The organism is Agrobacterium vitis, assembly GCF_014926405.1.
GTDB classification, from domain to species: Bacteria; Pseudomonadota; Alphaproteobacteria; order Rhizobiales; family Rhizobiaceae; genus Allorhizobium; species Allorhizobium vitis_H.
The window spans coordinates 605,070-624,569 of record NZ_JACXXJ020000005.1 but is presented as its reverse complement, the minus strand read 5'-3'; the positions used below and the strand labels follow the sequence as shown (position 1 = coordinate 624,569).

Below are 19,500 nucleotides of genomic sequence, written 5' to 3'. Positions count from 1 at the left end.
CGTCAGAAAAGACGCGCCTTAATTCGGACACTTATTAAACATGATTTTTTATGTCAAGATTAAAAACATGATTAAATAAATCATGTTATATTTTGCACTTTAGTGATGTAAAGCAACGCAGCACTATTCTTTAAAACAGGCCTTCGACCAGTCCCTTGTCATCGAGCCGGATGGTTTCGGCTGCCGGCTTTCTCGGCAGGCCGGGCATGGTCATGATATCGCCAGTGATGGCCACCACGAAACCGGCACCCGCTGATAGCCGCACGTCACGCACATGCACTTCATGGCCATCGGGAGCGCCGAGCAGCGACGGGTCGGTGGAGAAGGAATACTGGGTTTTGGCGATGCAGACCGGCAGGTCGCCATAGCCCATAGCCTCGAACTGGGCGAGCTGATCGATGACAGCACGGTCCGCCGTCACACTCCCCGCGCGGTAAATCCGCTTGGCGACCGTCTCGATCTTGGCAAACAGCGGCATGTCGTCCGGATAAAGAGGCTGGAAATCGGCAATGCCACTATCGGCCATGGCCGATACCTTCCTCGCCAGTTCCTCAATGCCCGCACCACCCTCGGCCCAATGACGGCAGAGCACGGCTTCGACGCCGATACTGGCGGCATAGTCCTGCAAGGCTGCGATTTCCGCCGGCGTATCCGACAGGAAATGGTTGATAGCGACAATGACAGGCACACCAAAGCCCCGGACATTTTCCACATGCCGCCCAAGGTTGACAGCACCCCGGACCAGGGCGGCCACATCCTCGTGGCCAAGCTCCGTTTTAGCAACACCGCCATTCATCTTCAGCGCCCGTACCGTGGCAACGATTACGGCAGCCGCCGGGCGAAGACCGGCCTTGCGGCATTTGATATCGAAGAATTTCTCAGCACCCAGATCGGCGCCAAAGCCCGCTTCCGTCACCACATAATCGGCAAGCTTCAGGGCGGCCCTGGTCGCCACCACCGAATTGCAGCCATGGGCGATATTGGCAAACGGACCGCCATGCACCAGCGCCGGATTGTTTTCCAGCGTCTGCACCAGATTGGGCTGCATCGCCTCTTTCAGCAGCACTGTCATGGCTTGATGGGCTTTGATATCGCGGGCATGCACGGGCGTCTTGTCACGCCGGTAGCCGATGACGATCTGCCCCAACCGCTCTTCCAGATCGGCCAGATCGCGGGCCAGACAGAGGATGGCCATCACTTCGGAGGCAACCGTGATATCGAAGCCGGTTTCGCGCGGAAAGCCGTTGCGAACGCCGCCCAAAGCGCCGACCATCTCCCGCAACGCCCGGTCGTTCATGTCCACCACCCGGCGCCAGGCGATACGGCGCGTATCGAGATCCTGTTCATTGCCCCAGTAAATATGGTTATCGATCATCGCCGCCAGCAGGTTATGCGCGGAGGTGATGGCGTGGAAATCGCCGGTGAAATGCAGGTTAATGTCTTCCATCGGCACGACCTGCGCCCGCCCGCCCCCGGCAGCGCCGCCCTTGACCCCGAAACAGGGACCAAGCGACGGCTCACGCACGCAGACCATGGCCTTGGCACCGATACGGTTCAGCCCGTCCACCAGACCGACCGTGGTCGTGGTCTTGCCTTCGCCTGCTGGTGTCGGATTGATTGCCGTCACCAGGATGAGCTTGCCATCCTGGCGATCTTCAAGCGAATGCAGGAATGAAGCGCTGATCTTGGCCTTGTCATGGCCATAGGGCTGCAAATCACTGGGGCTGATTCCCAGACGCTCGCCAATCTGCGTGATCGCAAGCTTCGATGCTGCACGTGCAATTTCAATATCCGACATCAGCCTCTTAACCCTGTCTCTACACCGTTTCCGGCACTTTTCCTTCAGGCAGCTCGCGCTACAGCGCTTTAAATCTGCTGCATAATTTTCTCCTTAACTCGATTCCGATTTAAGGAGAAAATTATGCAGCGGCCGCGCATTTACCCTTTATATGAAGTCTTCAAGATGCTCACGCATCCCTACCGCGAAAGCATTGAAAATATCGCAAAGGCATCAGCTGCTTGGGATATTTGCAAAGGCAATACGATTGTCCATCTTCCATGGCACATCGTATTACCGCATAATTCAGCGCGCCCGGTAGAGCGCGACACAAAAATTCTCGTGCTTGCGGAAAATCTCGGTCAATCCATGAAACAGCCCACCCCGACGAACTCATCGGCAGGGGCAAAAGAACAGGCTAAATCATCATGAAAACCCTGCATGATCCATCCCATTTTAAGGTAGGATTTTACGGATAAGGAGTTATGCAGGCATTAAGCGGGGCAAGCCCAACAGAAGGCGCTTATTTTCGCAAGACACGTTATTACCTTGACTTTTAGGGGGACTGGCGCTCATTTAACACTCACTTCAATGCATTTCCGACCGCATGGACGCGGAAGCGCCAGAGCGGAAGAAATGCAACCGAAGACAAGCATCGGCACAACCAGTTCAATTAAAGCGAATGATATATATTTTTTCGCTAATGAGTTCACAGTGCTTTGAAAGACATTTTTTGAAATTAATCGATAAGAACTTTCGAAAGCTCTAGGATTTAATATATAAAATCCCCCTATATCCGCTTCGTCGCCAAACACACCGCCCTTACCTCAAATTCAGTCGCCCCACATGTTGATCGCCGAGCGCCAGACACTGCTCAGTACAGAAATAACCGCAATGGAAAGCCGTGAGCATTGTGCGGAGATCCTGCGCACTGTTGCCCGGGCGTTTGGCCTGTCGCATGGCAGTATCCTGATCGCACCATGTGCGACCGATGTGCACCTCATGCCACTGGTCATGGAAACCACCTTGCCGATGGAATTCGGCCATGAATTCGACCGCCACCAGTTCGTTAAATTCTGCCCGGTGGTCAAGAAATTTGCCGGCTCGATCCTGCCGCGAACCTGGGACATGAAATTCAGGGAACCGAATGACATGGCGGAGGAATGGCCGCCTGCCATGCGCGACCTGATGGTGCGGTTCAAACTGATCGTCGGCGTTGTCTTCATTTTCCCCTCCCTTGATTCCCGGCTGTATTTCATGCGGTTCGATGGGGACCGCTCGCCTCTTGCCCAATGCGAGGTTAATGAACTGGGCATGCTGGCAATGGCGGTTTTCGACACCTATGACCGCCTCCGCCGCACGGAATTGATGAATGTCGATGTTCTCTCAGCACGCGAGTTGGAAGTGCTTCGCTGGACGGCGCAGGGCAAAACCTCGGTAGAAATTGGCCAGATCCTCAGCCTCTCCGACCACACCATAAACGCGTATATGACAACAGCTATGAAAAAGCTGGATTGCGTCAACCGGACGCAATTGGTAGCAAAGGCCATTAGGCTGAAGCTCATTCAATAATTCATTTGCTTCAGCCAAGCCAAAAGGGAGGCTTTTCACTTGGCTTGGCGCTCGAACAAAACGCGGCATTGTCCGCTTCAAGATTTTCATTCAATTGGATTGCAGGAATGTGATGTCGTCAATCTAACCCACGCCATGAATATCTGCGGCTTCTGGCGACTGGATATAGATCAGGGTCATTTATATGGCACGCCGCATGTGTCGAGGCTCTACGAGCTAGACCATTCTGAAGGTCCACTGAATATAAAGGATTTTTGCGACCGCATGCACCCGCAGGACGTGGACCAGGTTATGGACAGCTATTATCGCGCCGCCAGCAGTCGCGGTGTTTTCCATAATATCCACCGGATCATCACCACAAGCGGTACCTTGAAATATATTCGTACCGTCGGTCTCTATTATCCCGTCGAGGGAGTATCCGGCGAATATCGCGGCATGCTGCATGAATTGTTTCAACTGGAGCCCACGGCAAGCTTCATCGAATTATAGGACAAGGCCCGGCGGGCTACCCGCCGGGCCATTGACCGTCAACGTTGCAGAACGGCTCGCAATTCCACCATATTGGCGCGCACGCGCAACGTGTAGAAGCCCATGGTTGACAGATGGTTCGGCATGAACAGGCCGTCCTCGCTGCCGTTGGAGACAATCATCGGCTGCACCTTGAGTGCAGCTTCGAACTGCTTTTCCAGCTCTGCCCAGATCGCTGTCAGGTTACGTTCGCGCACTACGTCGATAAAATCGGCCTTTGCCGCCTGAAACAGGGCATATTGACCATAGAGCTGACCATAGGCGAACCAGAAACGGTCGTCGGCCCGTGTGTCGAACCAGCCGCCATTATGCTCTTCAGAGCGGCGGCGCAAAATGTCGGATGTGTTGCCGAGGTCGCTGGCCAGTCCATCGAGCAGTTTGACGAGATTGTCAGCCCGGGCATCGAACACCGCCTTGCAGGTCTCGAGATCGGAATTAAACCCGCGCCAGCTGGTGATCGCGGCGCGATAATAGCTTGGCGTAGGCGTCTTAAACCCGAACGGATTGGAGCCGAAATACCAAGTGCCTTCGTTGAACTGGATATTGCCACGCGCATCCTGCAGATCGGTGTTGATACCGGAAGTACCCCTCACCCGGCCAAGATCGTCGGCCAATACGATGCCAACCCGGCGCGCCACCTGATTGATACCGCGCTGGAACGAGGCCTTGTTGTCAAAGAACGGCGTGTCATCCCAGCTCATCCCGAACAGGCCAAGCTTGTAGAGCAGCGTCGAAGATACCCAGACATTCTGGTTGACATTGGAATCCGTCAGATCGGCAACCGTGGTGACGATAGCGGAATTCTGGCAGGTGCCGGGCTTGTCGGCGATCTGCTGTCCGGCAGCGACCTTGCGGTCGGCAAAGCCATAGGCCTTGGCAAAGGCCGGATCAAAGCCATACCAGACCTGGGTGCGCCACAAAAACTGCCCATAGGCCGCAATCAGCACCAAGACGATCAGCGCGACGGAACCGCGAAAAATATAGGCGCGCTTGCCCGCTTCGCTATGGCGGGCGCGGAAGGGCCAGGCCACCGCCGTATAGAGAAGATTACCGCTGCGCCGAAGCGCTCCCCAGAGCCCTCGGAAAAACCCCGTTAGCGCATTCAGCATCTGCCCTGTCTCCCGTCCTGTGGTCATGGCAACGGCGGACGCTCGGCGTCCGGTCACTGCTCAACAGATATGTCTGCCCATCAACAATAACAACGACAAACCGCGTTTTTAACGACACAAGGTTTTCAGGTGGCGATATTTTTGAAAAACAACCGGTTGGACTTGTCGACTGTCAAATATCAGCGCACGCTTCATCCATTGAACAGTTCATCCCAATGCAGGCGGCAGAAGGACACATATTTCTCGTTGCCGCCAACTTCGATCTGCGCACCCTCGCGCATCACCTGGCCGCTCGCATCGAAGCGGGCATTCATCGTCGCCTTGCGGCCGCAATGGCAGATCGTGCGGATTTCGCGCAATTCATCGGCAATCCCCAGCAGCAACCGGGAGGCGGGAAACAGCTGGCCCTGAAAATCCGTGCGCAGGCCATAGGCCATGACCGGAATATGCAGGCGGTCGGCAATCCGCGCCAATTGCCAGACATGGTGATCGCTCAAAAAATTGGCCTCGTCGACAAAAACGCAGGCAATCGGCTCGCTTGCATGCATGGCCTCGACCACGGCAAACAGATCGGTTCCCGGCTCGAAGGTTTCGGCCGGGCTGGACAGCCCAATGCGGGAAGCGACCCGCCCACGCCCGGCTCGATCATCCAATGCGGCGACAAAAATCACCGTGCGCATGCCGCGCTCCTGATAATTGTAGGAGGCCTGCAACAGCATGGTGGATTTACCGGCATTCATGGCGGCATAATTGAAATACAGCTTGGCCACTGGCACCAGCTCCCTGCGGTTCATCTTTTATACAAAGTCACGACGATGCTGACGCATCCTCGACGGACAAAAATTTCGAATACCTCAAATACATCAGAGGCTTGAGCTATCCGAAAACGGCATACGATCCACCATTTCAATGACAGTTCGCATTCGCGCCGCCATGCAGCACAAAAACGAGGCGGTTTTAACCCGCAAAATCGAAAATCCCACGATTTCTGTCGGGATTTCGACAAGAGTGTAGACAAGACCGCGCCACAAAATCCTATCCCGGAAGGCATCGTCATAAAAAAAATCAACCATACGGATGCCTTCCCGCTCTGCACCCAAGCAGCCCGGATTTGCGGCGATACAGCACATTTTCAGGTCGGGATGACAAAATGTCGCAAATACCCCCTATGGACCGGCGCGAACACGCAGGCTTGCCTCGGCTGTTTATGTATTCATAATGCCGGGAACTAAAAAAGGAGCAGAATATGCCGATTGCCAAGACACTGAAATTTGCACTGCCGAAATACGCTCTGGCCTTGGCCGGATGCGTCGCAGCATTCAGCCCGGCTGCCTTTGCGGCAGAAGCCGCCAGTTGCGGCACCGTTCGCATCTCGGATGTCGGCTGGACGGACTTGGCCTCCACCAATGCCTCCTTCGTCACCGTTCTGGAGGCACTGGGTTACAAGGCCGACGTCAAGACGCTCGGCGTGCCCGTGACCTATTCCTCAATGAAGAACAAGGATATCGACGTCTTCCTCGGCAATTGGATGCCAGCCCAGAAGGAAGCCATCCAGCAATATCTCGATGACAAGTCGATCGACAGTGTCGCCGTCAATCTCGAAGGCGCAAAATACACGCTGGCCACCAACGCCGCTGGCGCCAAGCTTGGCATCAAGAGCTTCAAGGATGTCGCTGCCCATAAGGCCGAACTCGATGGCAAGATCTACGGGATCGAGCCGGGCAATGAAGGCAATGGCATGATCGTGTCGCTGATCGACGGCGACAAATTCGGCCTCAAGGGCTTTAACGTCGTTGAAAGCTCGGAACAGGGCATGTTGAGCCAGGTGACCCGTGCCGACAAGGAAAACAAGCCGGTGATCTTCCTCGCCTGGGCACCGCATCCGATGAACACCGCCCACCAGATCACCTATCTCGCCGATGGCGACGACACGGTGTTCGGCCCCAATTACGGTGGCGCGACAGTCTATACGGTGGCGCGCGGCGGTTATGCCAAGGAATGTCCAAATGTCGGCAAGCTGCTGACCAACATGAAGTTTTCGCTCGACATGGAAAATGCCATCATGGGCAAGATCCTCGATGATAGCGAAGACGCCGACAAGGCTGCCAAGACCTGGCTGAAGGCCAACCCAACCGTGATCGAGCCCTGGCTGGCTGGCGTCACCACCAAGGATGGCAAGGACGGACTGGCGGCTGTTAAGACCAAGCTTGGCCTCTAAGCACCACTGAAAGATAGCGCCGGGGCGAAACATTGCGCCCTGGCACCGCTATTCCTTATTCTCTTTTTTTACGCATTTCCTGCAAATGCTCGAAAGGATGCGTTTCAGTGGATTGGCTGACTGATTTCAAAATTCCCATCGGCCCCACCGCCAAAGTCGTTGTCGACTGGCTGACGGCCAATGGAGCCTGGTTTTTCGACTGGCTCTCCCACCTCATTTCAAGCAGTATCGATGGCGTGCTGTTCGTACTGCAATATCCCCACCCGCTGGTGACAGCACTTGCCATCAGCATTATCGCCTGGCTCCTGCGCCGCTCCCTTCTCGTGGCGATCTTCACCTTTCTCGGCTTGGCGCTGATCATCAACCAGGGCTATTTCAAGGAAACCACCGAGACGCTGGCGCTTGTTCTGGCCTCCACCGCGGTCTGCATGGTGATCGGCGTGCCGCTCGGCATCCTGGCTGCGCGCCGGACATGGATCTACGCGCTGATGCGCCCGGTCCTGGACCTGATGCAGACCATCCCGACCTTCGTCTATCTCATCCCGGCGCTGATCCTGTTCGGGCTCGGCATGGTGCCCGGTCTGATCGCCACGGTGATCTTTGCCGTCCCCTCACCCATCCGCCTGACCCGGCTTGGCATCGTCTCCACCCCTTCCTCCCTGGTGGAAGCGGCCGTTGCCTTCGGCGCCACGCCCACCCAGGTCCTGCGCAAGGTGGAACTGCCCTATGCGCTGCCACAGATCATGGCGGGCCTGACCCAGACCATCATGCTGTCGCTGTCCATGGTGGTGATTGCCGCGCTGGTCGGCGCTGCCGGTCTCGGCGTTCCGGTGGTGCGGGCGCTGAATACCGTCAATATTGCCAGAGGTTTCGAAGCGGGCCTTTGTATCGTCATCCTGGCAATCATTCTGGACCGGATGTTCCGCATTCCGTCGGCGGGAGATGACCAATGAGCGATGCAGTCATCTTCGGAAATGTCGACATCATCTTCGGCGATCGGCCACAAAAGGCACTTGCCCTGTTGGATCAGGGCCGGACACGCGACGAGATCAACAAGGAAACCGGCCTGATCCTCGGCGTGGCCAATGCCTCGCTGACCTTGAAGGAAGGCGAGATCCTGGTGCTGATGGGCCTGTCCGGCTCCGGCAAATCGACACTGCTGCGGGCCGTCAACGGCTTGGCGCCCGTGGTGCGCGGCTCGGTGTCAGTCAAGTCGCGCAATGGCTTCGTCGATCCATACCAGGCCAGCCGCAAGGCGTTGCGCGACCTGCGCATGCACAGCGTCTCGATGGTGTTCCAGCAATTCGGCCTGCTGCCTTGGCGCAGCGTTGCCGACAATATCGGCTTCGGGCTGGAATTGGCGGGCGTTGGCGAAAAAGAACGCCGAAAAATCGTTGCCGAACAGCTGGAACTGGTCAACCTGACGCAATGGGCCGACCGCAAGGTGGACGAATTGTCCGGCGGCATGCAGCAGCGGGTCGGCCTGGCCCGCGCCTTTGCCACCGGCGCGCCGATCTTGTTGATGGACGAACCGTTCTCGGCGCTCGATCCGCTGATCCGCACACGCTTGCAGGATGAATTGCTGGAATTCCAACACCGGCTGAAAAAGACCATCCTGTTCGTCAGCCACGATCTGGACGAGGCATTCCGGATTGGCAACCGCATCGCCATCATGGAAAGCGGCAGGATCATCCAATGCGGCACGCCGCAGCAGATCGTCCAGAACCCGGCGGATCAATATGTCGCCGATTTCGTGCGCAACATGAACCCGATCAGCATGTTGACGGCGAGAGATGTCATGACTGCCGGCACCAGTCACACGCCGGGTCTCGGCGTCACCGCCACCGCCGCGCCGGAAACGCCGCTGATCGATATTCTTGACGCCATGGCCCGCCAGCCCGGCCTGGTCGGCGTGGTGGAGAACGGCACGGTGATCGGCGCGATCGGCGCGCAGGATGTGGTCTCGGCCCTGACCCGGCACCGCCAGACCTGACGTAGAAAGAGGCGCAGAACGACTCCATTTAACCAAGGGCCGTTGCTTACGGTATCACGCGTTTATTAAAACCCGTGATGCCATGAGCGGCGGCCCTTGACGCTTTCCCGCTAGGGAACGCTGGGATATGGTTGAAGCTCCGCTCTGCCCACAAGCAGCACGCACCCAGCCGCAAACCATGAGACAGCCCGATGATCGACCGCCCCTCTCCCATCCGTCCAACTGATGACGAGGCGCGGCGCCAGGCGCGGACCCTGTTGCGCAGCGCCACCCATGTTCCCTTGGGCGTGCTCGATCCGCAAACCGGCGGGCCTTTTGTCAGCCGCGTGCTGATGGGCACCATGCCGGATGGAACGCTAACCGTTCTGGTCTCACGCCTCTCGGCTCATACCCGGGCGATGCTGGCCGATCCACGCGTATCGCTGCTGGCCGGCGAACCCGGCAAGGGTGATCCCCTCGCCTATCCGCGTCTCACCGTTCAATGCCTGGCAAGCCCGGTGGACCCCGATAGCGACATTCATCAGGCGATGCGCCGCCGCTTTCTGGCCCGTCATCCAAAGGCAAAGCTCTATATCGATTTTCCGGATTTTCTGTTTTTCCAGCTCATGCCGCAACGTGCCACCATGAACGGCGGGTTCGGAAAAGCCTTCCTGCTGGATGGAGAGGATTTGTTGATTCGAACAAAGCTTACGTTCGCCGACGGTAAAACCGAGGCTCAAACCATACAAGATTTAGGGTATGGACTTCTGCAAATCATAAAAAATCCCCCTTATCATAAGGGGCAAAAGCCGAAGGGAAAAGTCAAAATCTGCGGGTTGGATGCGTCGGGAATCGACTTTTTTTGGGGTAAAAGGCTGTTTCGATGCGAATTTGAGCGTGAAATTGTGTCTTTGGACACACACCCTTCACTCCAAACTAATTAAGATGAAACGATACCTTAAATTTAGGCATATACAATCCTCCTCATATTGCTAGACTCAAGGCGTAGGGTTTCTTGTGGGATGCAACAACCAGGGCCTGCCATGTGTGCAGGCCAATCGCTTCAAAGGAAGATTGAGAGATGAAAGCCAATGACTTGTCTGATCACTCGAATGCGGCTGCCGGCCTCCTCACGGCCATGGCCAATCCTAAGCGACTGATGATTCTCTGCAGCCTGGTTCAAGGTGAGGTGCCGGTTGGCGTCTTGGCCTCGCAGGTTGGCTTGAGCCAGTCAGCGCTGTCCCAGCACCTGTCCAAGCTTCGCGCCCAGAAGCTGGTCAAGACCCGCCGCGATGCCCAGACCATCTATTATTCCAGCACGTCGGATGCCGTCATGAAAGTGCTCGGCACGCTCGAGGATATATTCTGCCATCAGGAAAGCAGCAGAAACGCTGCTTGAATGATAACGCTGACATAACAGCTTAATCTAAAATAAAAGGCGGCTTGATGTTAAAAATACATCGGCCGCCTAGACTATTCTTGACTGAACCGCGGGAAACAGATCAGCAGGACATCAGCCAGCGCGCATCTGCATTAATGGCTATTCCTGACAGCAAGCTGAACAGGCAATCTGCTTCATAAAATTTCAGATTTTCAAAATCCGTTGGCGACCTATATTCTGGCGCTCGTCTGATGACGCAAGCAGGCCTGTCCGGCCAGCAGATGACAGACCCCGAACCACCAATGCAGTTCGGAGCCCGGTCTCTTCAAAAAAGCGTCTATTCCTACTTCTGCACACTTCAAATCCCGTGGGATTGAGAGAGTTATGCAGCAGTGGCCGCCGGTCGATCGATGCTGTCGAACTGCCCTTCGATCCTGCATCTGATCATGCTGGCATATACCCATGGCGAGCTTGCGCCGACCTTGCCCGCTGAACGTGCAATCCGCGATGCTTCCGTATTTTGCGTTTTATCAAATGCAGAAAAACGCTGCGCCGTCATCGCGTTTCAACTCCATTTCCTTCTTTTTCCCATTCCGGTTTGAGGAGGACATTATGCATCAGGATAAACACTGACTTCGCTGATTATTCAGGATAGCCGCCCTCTGGCCGCTTGACGGCACAAGGCCGGCTGCTACTTTGACCGCGCGGTAAATTTATGCGGAGCGGCTGGCCTAGAGGACGGCTGATTTGCCAGTTACAGCGCCATATGTCCATGTCACTGCGGCGTGACCTTCAATATGTGAAGACGCGAACCCGCAGCCGATTGAACCACCGGATATGGCCCCGAAACCACTGACAGGGCCCGCGAAAAGGGCCATGGAGAGTATCATGTCCAATCGCACCACTATTCCAAACGACCTGCGCGCCTTCTGGATGCCGTTTACCGCCAACCGCCAATACAAGCAGGAGCCGCGCCTGTTCGTCGGCGCCAAGGACATGTATTATACCACCCATGATGGCCGTCAGGTTCTGGATGGCACGGCGGGTCTATGGTGCGTCAATGCTGGCCATTGCCGCCCGCTGATCACCGAGGCGATCCGCCAGCAGGCGGGCGAACTGGATTACGCCCCCGCCTTCCAACTCGGCCATCCGAAGGCCTTCGAGCTGGCCAACCGCCTGGTGGATATCGCCCCTGCCGGCATGGAGCATGTGCTTTACACCAATTCCGGCTCTGAATCGGTCGAGACCGCGCTTAAAGTGGCGCTGGCCTATCACCGGGTCAAAGGCAATGGCTCGCGCTTCCGCCTGATCGGCCGCGAGCGCGGCTATCACGGCGTCAATTTCGGCGGCATTTCGGTCGGCGGCATCGTCTCCAACCGTAAGATGTTCGGCACGCTTTTGACCGGCGTAGACCACATGCCCCACACCCATCTGCCGGAAAAGAACGCCTTCACCAAGGGACAGCCGGAGCATGGCGGTGATCTGGCCACTGAACTGGAGCGCATCGTCACCCTGCATGACGCCTCCACGGTCGCTGCTGTCATCGTGGAGCCGGTCGCAGGCTCGACCGGCGTGCTGATCCCGCCGAAGGGCTATCTGCAAAAGCTGCGCGACATCTGCACCAAGCACGGCATTCTGCTGATTTTTGATGAAGTCATCACCGGCTATGGCCGTCTCGGCGCGCCGTTCGCCGCCCAGTATTTTGATGTGACGCCTGACATCATCGTCACCGCCAAGGGCCTGACCAATGGCGTCATCCCGATGGGCGCGGTATTCGTGACATCAGAAATCCACGATGCCTTCATGTCCGGCCCGGAACATATGATCGAGTTCTTCCACGGCTATACCTATTCCGGCAACCCGATTGCATCAGCCGCCGCCCTCGGCACACTCGATACCTACCGGGACGAAGGCCTGCTGACCCGCGCCAGCGAGCTTGCCCCCTATTGGGAAGAGCAGCTGCACAGCCTGGCCGATTGCCCCAATGTCATCGATATCAGAAATATCGGCCTGATCGGCGCCGTGGAGCTGAAACCCATCGACGGCGAACCCACCAAACGCGCCTTCAACGCCTTCCTCAAGGCCTACGAAGACGGATTGCTGATCCGCACCACCGGCGACATCATCGCGCTGTCACCCCCGCTGATCATTTCCAAGGCCGAAATCGACCAATTGTTCGACAAGCTGCGCAAGGTGCTGATGAGCAATATCTGACGGCGGCTGCGCGTTAGGCACGATAAAGGCGGCGGGTTTCCTGCCGCCTTTTTAATAAAAGTTCGCGCCTCTGAACAAAGTGTTGAAGCAGTTCATACGCTTGCTATATGTCGCTTTCAGAAGGCATCCAGTCACTTCAACTTGCGACACACGCCCTTATTTTCAAGCAATTTTGGATGGAATCTCGTTGCGAACTTCTCCCTAAAATGATCTAATTGCGTCATGATCGATATTTTGTAGCGCTCCGCCGGGAATAGAGACATATCCTGCCGAGGCTTTCGAAAATGGGGGGAATTGTGCATGGATATCACCGCATCTGCTGCATCCGTCTCCGGCTTGTCGCTGCAAGCAAAGCTTGAAATTGTCCTGCGCAAGGCAGCCGCCCTCCTCCCTGCCGATATCGGCAACCGGCTGCTGGCGCTTGTCACCCCCACGTCGCTTGCCATCATGGCGGGGGTCGTACTGATCTGGGCGGGATCGCATTTTGTCGGCGTCGGTGAAATTGCCGATGTGATCCTTCTAGCCGCTGGCTGGCTGATGATCGGAACGGCAGCGGTGCAAGGCGGTGAAAAGCTTTTGGATTTCGCCGTTGGCACACATTCCGCCAAGACCACGGCTGATCTCGATAAGGCAGCGAAGGATCTGGCGGATGCCATCACCATTCTCGGTGTCGATGTCGTGCTTGGGCTGCTGCTCAAGGGCAAGCCGAAAGGAACGTTCAAGAGCGTCCAAGGCACGATGCCAAGCTATAATCAGTTCACTCGAGCCATGCCTAAAGCCGGACCAATGCGGATCTACGAGGCAAAACTGGTGTTCTCGCGCAGCAAATTCGCCGGACAGGGCGGCACCCGGCCGGACAATGTCGCGACCATCGGCCGCGACTTCTTTCCGGGAGCGAAACCTTTTCCAGAGGTTATCCGGTCCGTTCGCCAGACGGTCTATCACGAGCGTATCCATCAGCGGCTGACACAAGCCTTTTCCCTGCTCGGTCGTCCCGGTCTTTATATGAAGATGGGCGCTTACAAGCGCTCCTATATCCTGCGCTATATAGAGGAAGCCGCCGCCGAGGCCTACGGACTGGCCCGCACTGGCGGTGCGCGCCCAGGCGAACTTTCGGCAATCCAGTTCCCGCTGAACGGCAATTACGGCATCACCGTCGCCAAGATGGGCGAGGAAGCCAAAGGGGTTTTGCTCGGTCCAATCACGGTGGGGGGTGCCACATACAACGCCTTTTACGGGGCAGCACACAATGATCACTGAGCAGCAAGCGATCGAGGCTGCCGAGCGTTTCTTGACGCAACGAAAATACACGCCTTGGGACGAGACCTCGGTCCGGGTGACATTTTCCGAAATTGAGAACCGCTCGACATTCGTGGTCTCTGCCTACGACGCCGTTCCGCCCGGGGAAGAAGAGTGGATGCAGCCACCGCCGGTGCCTGTCGCCTATCTCGTCGATGCCATCGGCGGCATCGTATACGGCGTTGAAACCGAGCGTGGACGCACGGTGTTCGGTTGATCTCCTGCGCGAGCGCCGACCATACTATGGCTTGATCGAAGATGCTCGCTGAGGAAGAAGCACGAGAGGCGGTGCGCCAATTCCTGGCGCAAAGGCATCACGCGCCCTTGCGGGAGAGCCTGACGACGGCTGAGCGACAAGTGATCGAAGACCGCGATGCCTGGGTGATCAGTGGGGTGTCAGAAGATTCTCCTGCCGACGAAGACTGGATGTATTTTCTCATTCAGCCGACACTTTATTTCGTCGATGCCGCAACAGGCAGCGTGTTTGGCTACCAAGCCGGAAGCAGCCGCACGATCTTCAAGTGAAGAATTTTAGTTTGGCTTGATTGCGCCTCTTCCAACGGTCGCCGATAGATGAAATTTTCCAGTATCTGGCCCCGCTCAACGAGACATATTGATCGATGGCCTTAGATAGACGGCCTTCCGGTCTTCAGGGTTTTCCGTTACATCCACAGTCAATGCGGGGAACGAAACAGAACAACCCGAAAGGCGTGCAAACCGGCATAGATCGGAACGCTGACCCAAGGAGACGACAATGAAACTTCATCTTTTGGCGAGCGCTGCCTTTGCCGCCCTTCTCGCCGCTGCCCCCGCAGCCCATGCCGATATTACCATCGGTCTGATGGCGCCGCTGACCGGGCCGTTGGCGGCCATTGGTGCGCAGATCAAGAATGGCACGGAAACCGCAATTGCCGATATCAATGCCAAGGGTGGCATCAAGGGCGAAAAGCTGGTGCTGAAGACCGCTGACGATGCGGGCGAGCCGAAGCAAGGCGTGTCCGCCGCCAACCAGTTGGTTGGCGAAGGCGTGCGTTTCGTCGTCGGCCCGGTGACGTCAGGCGTCGCCGTTCCGGCCTCCGACGTGCTGGCGGAAAACGGCGCGCTGATGGTGACCCCGACCGCGACCGCCCCAAGCCTGACCAAGCGCGGATTGCCGACCGTGCTGCGCACCTGCGGGCGTGACGACCAGCAGGCCGATGTGGCGGCCAAATATGTGCTGGCCCATTTCAAGGACAAGAAAATCGCCATCCTCAATGACAAGGGCCAGTATGGCAAGGGTCTGGCGGATGCCTTCAAGGCCGCGCTGAACGCCGATGGTGTCAAGGAAGTGTTCAACGATTCACTGACCGCAGGCGAAAAGGATTTCAGCGCGCTCGTCACCCGGTTAAAGTCGGCCAATGTCGAAGTGCTGTATTTTGGCGGCTATCATCCAGAAGCAGGACTGCTGGTGCGCCAGATGCAGGATGCCGGGCTGAAAGCCGTGGTGGTGGCGGGCGATGGCCTATCCAACAGCGAATATACCACCGTCGGCGGTGACGCTGCCAATGGCACGCTGTTCACCAATGCTGCCGATGCGCTGAAAAACCCGGATTCCAAGGTTGCCGCCGATGCGCTGACCGCCAAGGGCATTCCGGCGGAAGCCTTCACGCTCAACGCCTACGCCGCCGTGCAGGTCATTGCCGCTGGTATCGAAAAGGTCGGCAGTGCCGAGGATGCCGAGGCCGTCGCCACCGCAATCAAATCCGGCGAACCGATCCCGACCGCCATTGGCAAGCTGACCTATGGCGAAACCGGCGACCTCACCTCGCAGAGCTTCTCCATGTACAAATGGGAAGGCGGCAAGACCGTCGCGGCTGAGTAATTCAGTTGTAACATTAAAGCGTGTTGCGGCTTAGCAGCCTCAAGCAACACGCTTTAAGTTTTTGTTTTTACGCATGTCGTTACCGCAAAACCGCTGCACACTTTTGCGCGACATGCTCTAGACGCGGATGTCACCATCCGCGTCTTTTGCCGTTTATGTGCCATGAAAAGCGGGTAAACTTCTCTCCGTATCTCTTCGTATACGTTTCTGCATTGCATAAGTTTTCCCGACATCACCACGCATGACTATTCCAGCCCACACCCAGCCCAAGAGAGACATGCCCATGCCCACACTGACCGAGATCGGCAATGACCAGCTTACCGTGCAGATCTCCTCGCTTGGCGCGGAGATGCAGTCCCTTCGCACAAAAGACGGCCAATCGCTGCTCTGGCATGGCGATGCGGCCTATTGGGGCGGGCGCTCGCCCATTCTGTTTCCGATTGTTGGCAAGGCCAAGGACGATACGCTGCTGATCGATGGCAAGCCCTATGCCATGGCCCAGCACGGCATTGCCCGACGCCGCGAGTTTACGCTGCTGGAGGCCGGAGCCGATGTCTGTCGCCACGAACTGACCGCCGATGATGAAACCAAAGCCGCTTATCCTTTCGATTTTTCGCTGGTGCTGGAATACCGGCTACATGGCGCGGCCCTGACGGTTGCCGCCACGGTCACCAATCGCGGCGACACGCCCATGCCCTATGGCCTCGGTTTCCATCCGGCTTTTCTCTGGCCCTTGCCGGGGGCAGAGGGCACGCCGCATACGATCACGCTGGACAATGGCGCAGAACCGCCCCTGCTACGGCTAGGCGGTGGCCTGCTGGCCGAGGAAGCTCGCCCCTCGCCTTTTCATGCCGGACGGCTGGTGCTGGACAAGAGCCAGTTCGAGGAAGACGCGATGATCTTTCCCGAAGGTGCGGGAACGGAGTTGACCTATCGCGCCGAGGATGCGGCCAGCCTGCATTTCCACTTTGAAAACCTGCCCAATCTGGCACTCTGGCAAAAGCCCGGCGCGCCCTTCATCTGCATCGAGCCATGGCACGGCATGGCCGCCCTGCATGGCAAGAGCAGCGAACTGGTGGAGCGGCCCTATACGGTTACGCTTGCCCCCGGCGAAAGCACCCGTCACGGCTTTACCGTGACCGTCGAGGCGTGAGGCTGGACACAAACGGAGAGGTGGAGCCTGCGGGACAGATCCTGATCCTGAACGGCGCCCCGCGGTCCGGCAAATCCAGCATTGCAAAGGTGGTGCTGGACAGCTTTCCGGGCCTCTGGGTCAATCTCGGCGTTGATGCACAGATGGCCACGATCAGCGAAAGGCACAGGCCCGGCATCGGCTTGCGGCCCGGCGGCGAGCACCCGGAAAAAGAAGCAGTCGTGCAGCAGCTGTATGCCGCCCTGCACGAAACGATAGCCGCCCATAGCCGTCTGGGAATCAATGTGGTGGTCGATACGGGTTATCATGATGGCTATTCGAGACCTCTGCATATCCTGGATGATTGTGCGAGGCGGCTGGCTGGCCTACCGTTGCTGTTCATCGGTGTCCGTTGCTCGTTGACGACGATCATGGTCCGCCGCGCCGCCTCACCGTCGAATGGCGCAATAAATTATTTGCAAGGCTCAACAAACGATCCAGCGCCAGAACCCGTACAACGCTGGCAAATGGCTGTGCATGAGCATGGCCCCTATGATCTGGACGTCGATACCACAGACAAGACACCGGAAGATTGTGCTAGAGAGATTCTGACGGTGCTGGGTAAAGATCGCCCAAGCCCCAGTTTTTTCGAGCGGCGTTTGTCGCTCATCCAGACCTGAGACCGAAGGAGCCACATCCATGAGCCCATTGGAACGCCGTATCGACCAGGGCGTCGGCCGCGAAACCGCTGATATCGTGCTGAAAGGCGGCCGGTTTTTCGATCTCGTCACCGGTGATCTGGTGGAAAGCGATATTGCCATCTGCGGCGATACCATTGTCGGCACCTGCGGAACCTACCAGGGCCGCGAGGAAATCGACATATCCGGCAAGATCGTCGTGCCGGGTTTTATCGACACGCATCTGCATATTGAAAGCTCGCTGGTCACACCGCATGAATTCGACCGCTGCGTGCTGCCTTACGGCGTCACCACGGCGATCTGCGATCCCCATGAAATCGCCAATGTGCTGGGCACCGAAGGCATCGAGTTCTTCCTGGAATCGGCACTGGAAACCATCATGGATATCCGTGTGCAGCTGTCCTCCTGCGTGCCCGCGACCCATCTGGAAACCTCGGGCGCGGACCTGCCCATTGAGCGGCTTTTGCCGTTCCGCGACCACCCGAAGGTGATCGGCCTTGCCGAATTCATGAATTTTCCCGGCGTGATCCATAAAGACCCGATCTGCATGGCCAAGCTGGAAGCCTTTCAGGGCGGCCATATCGATGGTCATGCGCCGCTGCTGCGCGGTAACGATTTGAACGGCTATCTCTCGGCGGGTATTCGCACCGAGCATGAATGCACCACGGCGGAAGAAGCCCTGGAGAAGATCCGCAAAGGCATGCATATTCTGGTGCGCGAAGGCTCGGTTTCCAAGGATTTGCTGGCGCTGATGCCAATCATAACCGAACGGCTGTCGCCCTTTCTGGCGCTCTGCACCGATGACCGCAACCCGCTTGATATCGCTGAGCAAGGCCATCTGGATTATATGATCCGCACGGCCATTGCCCATGGTGTGGAGCCGCTGGCTATCTACCGTGCCGCCTCCATCTCAGCGGCCCGCGCCTTTGGCCTGCGGGATCGCGGCCTGGTCGCCCCCGGCTGGCGGGCCGATCTGGTGGTGGTGGACAGTCTGGAAAACTGCAAGGCCGAGACCGTTTTTGCGGCCGGTCGCAGCGTCACCGATGCGCTGTTTGCCACCCGCAAGCCGGTGGCCCCGGTGGGCCTCGACAGCGTCAAGGCCCGGATCGTCAAGTCAGCCGATTTTGCCGTGCCTGTCAGTGACGGCGAAGTGCCTGTCATGGGCGTGTTGCCGGGCAAGATCATTACCGAATACCGCCGCTACCGCCTGCCCGCCTCCGGCAACCAAACCAGCGTCGATCTCGACCGCGACATCATCAAGGTTGCCGTCATCGAGCGTCATGGCAAGAACGGCAACCACGCCAATGGCTTCGTGCAGGGCTTCGGCCTGAAAAAGGGTGCCATCGCCTCCACCGTCGGCCATGACAGCCACAATATCTGCGTGGTCGGGGTCTCCGAAGACGATATGACCATAGCCGCCAACCGCCTCTCCGACATCAAGGGCGGCTTCGTGGTGGTGGAAGACGGCAAGGTGACAGGCGAAATCCCCCTGCCCGTCGCGGGCCTGATGAGCCTTGAGCCGTTCGAGAGCGTTCGCGACACTCTCCATGAACTGCGAAAAGCGGCTTACGCGCTTGGCACCACCTTGCAGGAGCCGTTTTTGCAGGTCGCCTTCCTGCCGTTGCCGGTCATCCCGCATTTGAAGATTTCCGACAAGGGCATGGTGGATGTCGATAAATTCATGCTGATTGGGTGAGTGATTGCACCGACCTTCGACTTGTACTATATTCAGTACAAGT

The 19,500-nt window shown here is 57.3% G+C and carries 21 protein-coding genes; 16 read left to right on the top strand and 5 right to left on the bottom strand.

Annotation, left to right across the window (positions count from 1 at the left end; genetic code table 11):
• Positions 1–130: 130 nt before the first annotated feature.
• Positions 131–1,798, bottom strand: coding sequence for a formate--tetrahydrofolate ligase (locus tag IEI95_RS13925; RefSeq protein WP_194416587.1), 1,668 nt, complete (start codon positions 1,796–1,798; stop codon positions 131–133).
• 123 nt (positions 1,799–1,921) lie between these two features.
• On the opposite strand from IEI95_RS13925, the gene IEI95_RS13920 reads away from it, so the two are divergent.
• The 3 genes from IEI95_RS13920 to IEI95_RS13910 all read left to right on the top strand — a co-directional run bounded on the left by IEI95_RS13920 (position 1,922) and on the right by IEI95_RS13910 (position 3,838).
• Complete coding sequence (locus tag IEI95_RS13920; protein ID WP_194416586.1) at positions 1,922–2,209, top strand: hypothetical protein; 288 nt, start codon at positions 1,922–1,924, stop codon at positions 2,207–2,209.
• Positions 2,210–2,671: 462 nt separating this feature from the next.
• Positions 2,672–3,349, top strand: a complete 678-nt coding sequence (locus IEI95_RS13915; RefSeq protein WP_194416585.1) for a helix-turn-helix transcriptional regulator — start codon at positions 2,672–2,674, stop codon at positions 3,347–3,349.
• 39 nt (positions 3,350–3,388) lie between these two features.
• Positions 3,389–3,838 carry a PAS domain-containing protein gene (locus IEI95_RS13910; RefSeq protein WP_194416584.1) on the top strand — a complete coding sequence of 150 codons (450 nt, stop codon included), beginning with the start codon at positions 3,389–3,391 and terminating at the stop codon, positions 3,836–3,838.
• Positions 3,839–3,876: 38 nt separating this feature from the next.
• On the opposite strand, the gene IEI95_RS13905 is transcribed toward IEI95_RS13910, so the two are convergent.
• The 3 genes from IEI95_RS13905 to IEI95_RS13895 form a co-directional block, all read right to left on the bottom strand.
• Positions 3,877–4,986: a DUF2333 family protein gene (locus IEI95_RS13905; protein ID WP_071205174.1), complete on the bottom strand. Its 1,110-nt coding sequence runs from the start codon at positions 4,984–4,986 to the stop codon at positions 3,877–3,879.
• Between the two features lie 191 nt (positions 4,987–5,177).
• Positions 5,178–5,756 carry a thymidine kinase gene (locus tag IEI95_RS13900; protein WP_194417300.1) on the bottom strand — a complete coding sequence of 193 codons (579 nt, stop codon included), beginning with the start codon at positions 5,754–5,756 and terminating at the stop codon, positions 5,178–5,180.
• A 93-nt stretch (positions 5,757–5,849) separates the two neighbouring features.
• Entirely contained in the window at positions 5,850–6,059 is a 210-nt protein-coding gene (locus tag IEI95_RS13895) for a hypothetical protein (RefSeq protein WP_194416583.1), read from the bottom strand.
• Positions 6,060–6,238: 179 nt separating this feature from the next.
• Between IEI95_RS13895 and choX the strand changes: the two genes are divergently transcribed.
• From choX to IEI95_RS13870, 5 genes are all read left to right on the top strand, one after another.
• A complete protein-coding gene (gene choX / locus IEI95_RS13890; protein WP_420481800.1) occupies positions 6,239–7,204 on the top strand; it encodes a choline ABC transporter substrate-binding protein in 966 nt (321 codons plus the stop codon).
• 107 nt (positions 7,205–7,311) lie between these two features.
• Positions 7,312–8,157 (top strand): choline ABC transporter permease subunit, encoded by an 846-nt coding sequence (gene choW / locus IEI95_RS13885; RefSeq protein ID WP_060719909.1) that lies wholly within the window; start codon positions 7,312–7,314, stop codon positions 8,155–8,157.
• Positions 8,154–9,197, top strand: a complete 1,044-nt coding sequence (choV, locus tag IEI95_RS13880; protein WP_156535647.1) for a choline ABC transporter ATP-binding protein — start codon at positions 8,154–8,156, stop codon at positions 9,195–9,197. Before choW ends, choV begins: the two co-directional genes overlap by 4 nt.
• 191 nt (positions 9,198–9,388) lie before the next feature.
• A complete protein-coding gene (locus IEI95_RS13875) occupies positions 9,389–10,120 on the top strand; it encodes a HugZ family pyridoxamine 5'-phosphate oxidase (RefSeq protein WP_156535648.1) in 732 nt (243 codons plus the stop codon).
• Positions 10,121–10,257: 137 nt separating this feature from the next.
• The gene (locus IEI95_RS13870) at positions 10,258–10,575 is read left to right on the top strand and encodes an ArsR/SmtB family transcription factor (RefSeq protein ID WP_015916773.1); all 318 of its coding nucleotides are present in this window, start codon (positions 10,258–10,260) and stop codon (positions 10,573–10,575) included.
• 364 nt (positions 10,576–10,939) lie between these two features.
• On the opposite strand, the gene IEI95_RS13865 is transcribed toward IEI95_RS13870, so the two are convergent.
• Complete coding sequence (locus tag IEI95_RS13865) at positions 10,940–11,116, bottom strand: hypothetical protein (RefSeq protein ID WP_156535649.1); 177 nt, start codon at positions 11,114–11,116, stop codon at positions 10,940–10,942.
• Positions 11,117–11,445: 329 nt separating this feature from the next.
• Between IEI95_RS13865 and aptA the strand changes: the two genes are divergently transcribed.
• From aptA to ade, 8 genes are all read left to right on the top strand, one after another.
• Positions 11,446–12,771 (top strand): omega-aminotransferase AptA, encoded by a 1,326-nt coding sequence (gene aptA / locus IEI95_RS13860; RefSeq protein WP_087729123.1) that lies wholly within the window; start codon positions 11,446–11,448, stop codon positions 12,769–12,771.
• 300 nt (positions 12,772–13,071) lie between these two features.
• Positions 13,072–14,031 carry a hypothetical protein gene (locus IEI95_RS13855; protein ID WP_156535650.1) on the top strand — a complete coding sequence of 320 codons (960 nt, stop codon included), beginning with the start codon at positions 13,072–13,074 and terminating at the stop codon, positions 14,029–14,031.
• Complete coding sequence (locus IEI95_RS13850) at positions 14,021–14,287, top strand: hypothetical protein (RefSeq protein ID WP_041696936.1); 267 nt, start codon at positions 14,021–14,023, stop codon at positions 14,285–14,287. Before IEI95_RS13855 ends, IEI95_RS13850 begins: the two co-directional genes overlap by 11 nt.
• 41 nt (positions 14,288–14,328) lie before the next feature.
• Complete coding sequence (locus IEI95_RS13845) at positions 14,329–14,595, top strand: hypothetical protein (protein ID WP_156535651.1); 267 nt, start codon at positions 14,329–14,331, stop codon at positions 14,593–14,595.
• Positions 14,596–14,824: 229 nt separating this feature from the next.
• Positions 14,825–15,931, top strand: coding sequence for a branched-chain amino acid ABC transporter substrate-binding protein (locus IEI95_RS13840; RefSeq protein ID WP_156535652.1), 1,107 nt, complete (start codon positions 14,825–14,827; stop codon positions 15,929–15,931).
• A gap of 283 nt (positions 15,932–16,214) precedes the next feature.
• The gene (locus IEI95_RS13835; protein ID WP_194416581.1) at positions 16,215–17,084 is read left to right on the top strand and encodes an aldose 1-epimerase family protein; all 870 of its coding nucleotides are present in this window, start codon (positions 16,215–16,217) and stop codon (positions 17,082–17,084) included.
• A complete protein-coding gene (locus IEI95_RS13830) occupies positions 17,081–17,743 on the top strand; it encodes a chloramphenicol phosphotransferase CPT family protein (RefSeq protein ID WP_194416580.1) in 663 nt (220 codons plus the stop codon). The genes IEI95_RS13835 and IEI95_RS13830 overlap by 4 nt, the downstream gene beginning before the upstream one ends.
• Before the next feature lie 19 nt (positions 17,744–17,762).
• Positions 17,763–19,457, top strand: a complete 1,695-nt coding sequence (gene ade / locus IEI95_RS13825) for an adenine deaminase (protein ID WP_156535654.1) — start codon at positions 17,763–17,765, stop codon at positions 19,455–19,457.
• The last annotated feature ends 43 nt before the right edge of the window (positions 19,458–19,500 follow it).

Bases quoted from the DNA above. Each gene is read 5' to 3' on its own strand.
- ade (WP_156535654.1), top strand. From the start codon at position 17,763: ATGAGCCCATTGGAACGCCGTATCGACCAGGGCGTCGGCCGCGAAACC.
- IEI95_RS13855 (WP_156535650.1), top strand. From the start codon at position 13,072: ATGGATATCACCGCATCTGCTGCATCCGTCTCCGGCTTGTCGCTGCAA.
- IEI95_RS13905 (WP_071205174.1), bottom strand. From the start codon at position 4,986: ATGCTGAATGCGCTAACGGGGTTTTTCCGAGGGCTCTGGGGAGCGCTT.
- IEI95_RS13920 (WP_194416586.1), top strand. From the start codon at position 1,922: ATGCAGCGGCCGCGCATTTACCCTTTATATGAAGTCTTCAAGATGCTC.
- IEI95_RS13840 (WP_156535652.1), top strand. From the start codon at position 14,825: ATGAAACTTCATCTTTTGGCGAGCGCTGCCTTTGCCGCCCTTCTCGCC.
- IEI95_RS13865 (WP_156535649.1), bottom strand. From the start codon at position 11,116: ATGACGGCGCAGCGTTTTTCTGCATTTGATAAAACGCAAAATACGGAA.
- IEI95_RS13915 (WP_194416585.1), top strand. From the start codon at position 2,672: ATGGAAAGCCGTGAGCATTGTGCGGAGATCCTGCGCACTGTTGCCCGG.
- IEI95_RS13835 (WP_194416581.1), top strand. From the start codon at position 16,215: ATGCCCACACTGACCGAGATCGGCAATGACCAGCTTACCGTGCAGATC.
- IEI95_RS13870 (WP_015916773.1), top strand. From the start codon at position 10,258: ATGAAAGCCAATGACTTGTCTGATCACTCGAATGCGGCTGCCGGCCTC.
- choV (WP_156535647.1), top strand. From the start codon at position 8,154: ATGAGCGATGCAGTCATCTTCGGAAATGTCGACATCATCTTCGGCGAT.
- IEI95_RS13875 (WP_156535648.1), top strand. From the start codon at position 9,389: ATGATCGACCGCCCCTCTCCCATCCGTCCAACTGATGACGAGGCGCGG.
- IEI95_RS13895 (WP_194416583.1), bottom strand. From the start codon at position 6,059: ATGGTTGATTTTTTTTATGACGATGCCTTCCGGGATAGGATTTTGTGG.
- IEI95_RS13850 (WP_041696936.1), top strand. From the start codon at position 14,021: ATGATCACTGAGCAGCAAGCGATCGAGGCTGCCGAGCGTTTCTTGACG.
- IEI95_RS13925 (WP_194416587.1), bottom strand. From the start codon at position 1,798: ATGTCGGATATTGAAATTGCACGTGCAGCATCGAAGCTTGCGATCACG.
- IEI95_RS13845 (WP_156535651.1), top strand. From the start codon at position 14,329: ATGCTCGCTGAGGAAGAAGCACGAGAGGCGGTGCGCCAATTCCTGGCG.
- aptA (WP_087729123.1), top strand. From the start codon at position 11,446: ATGTCCAATCGCACCACTATTCCAAACGACCTGCGCGCCTTCTGGATG.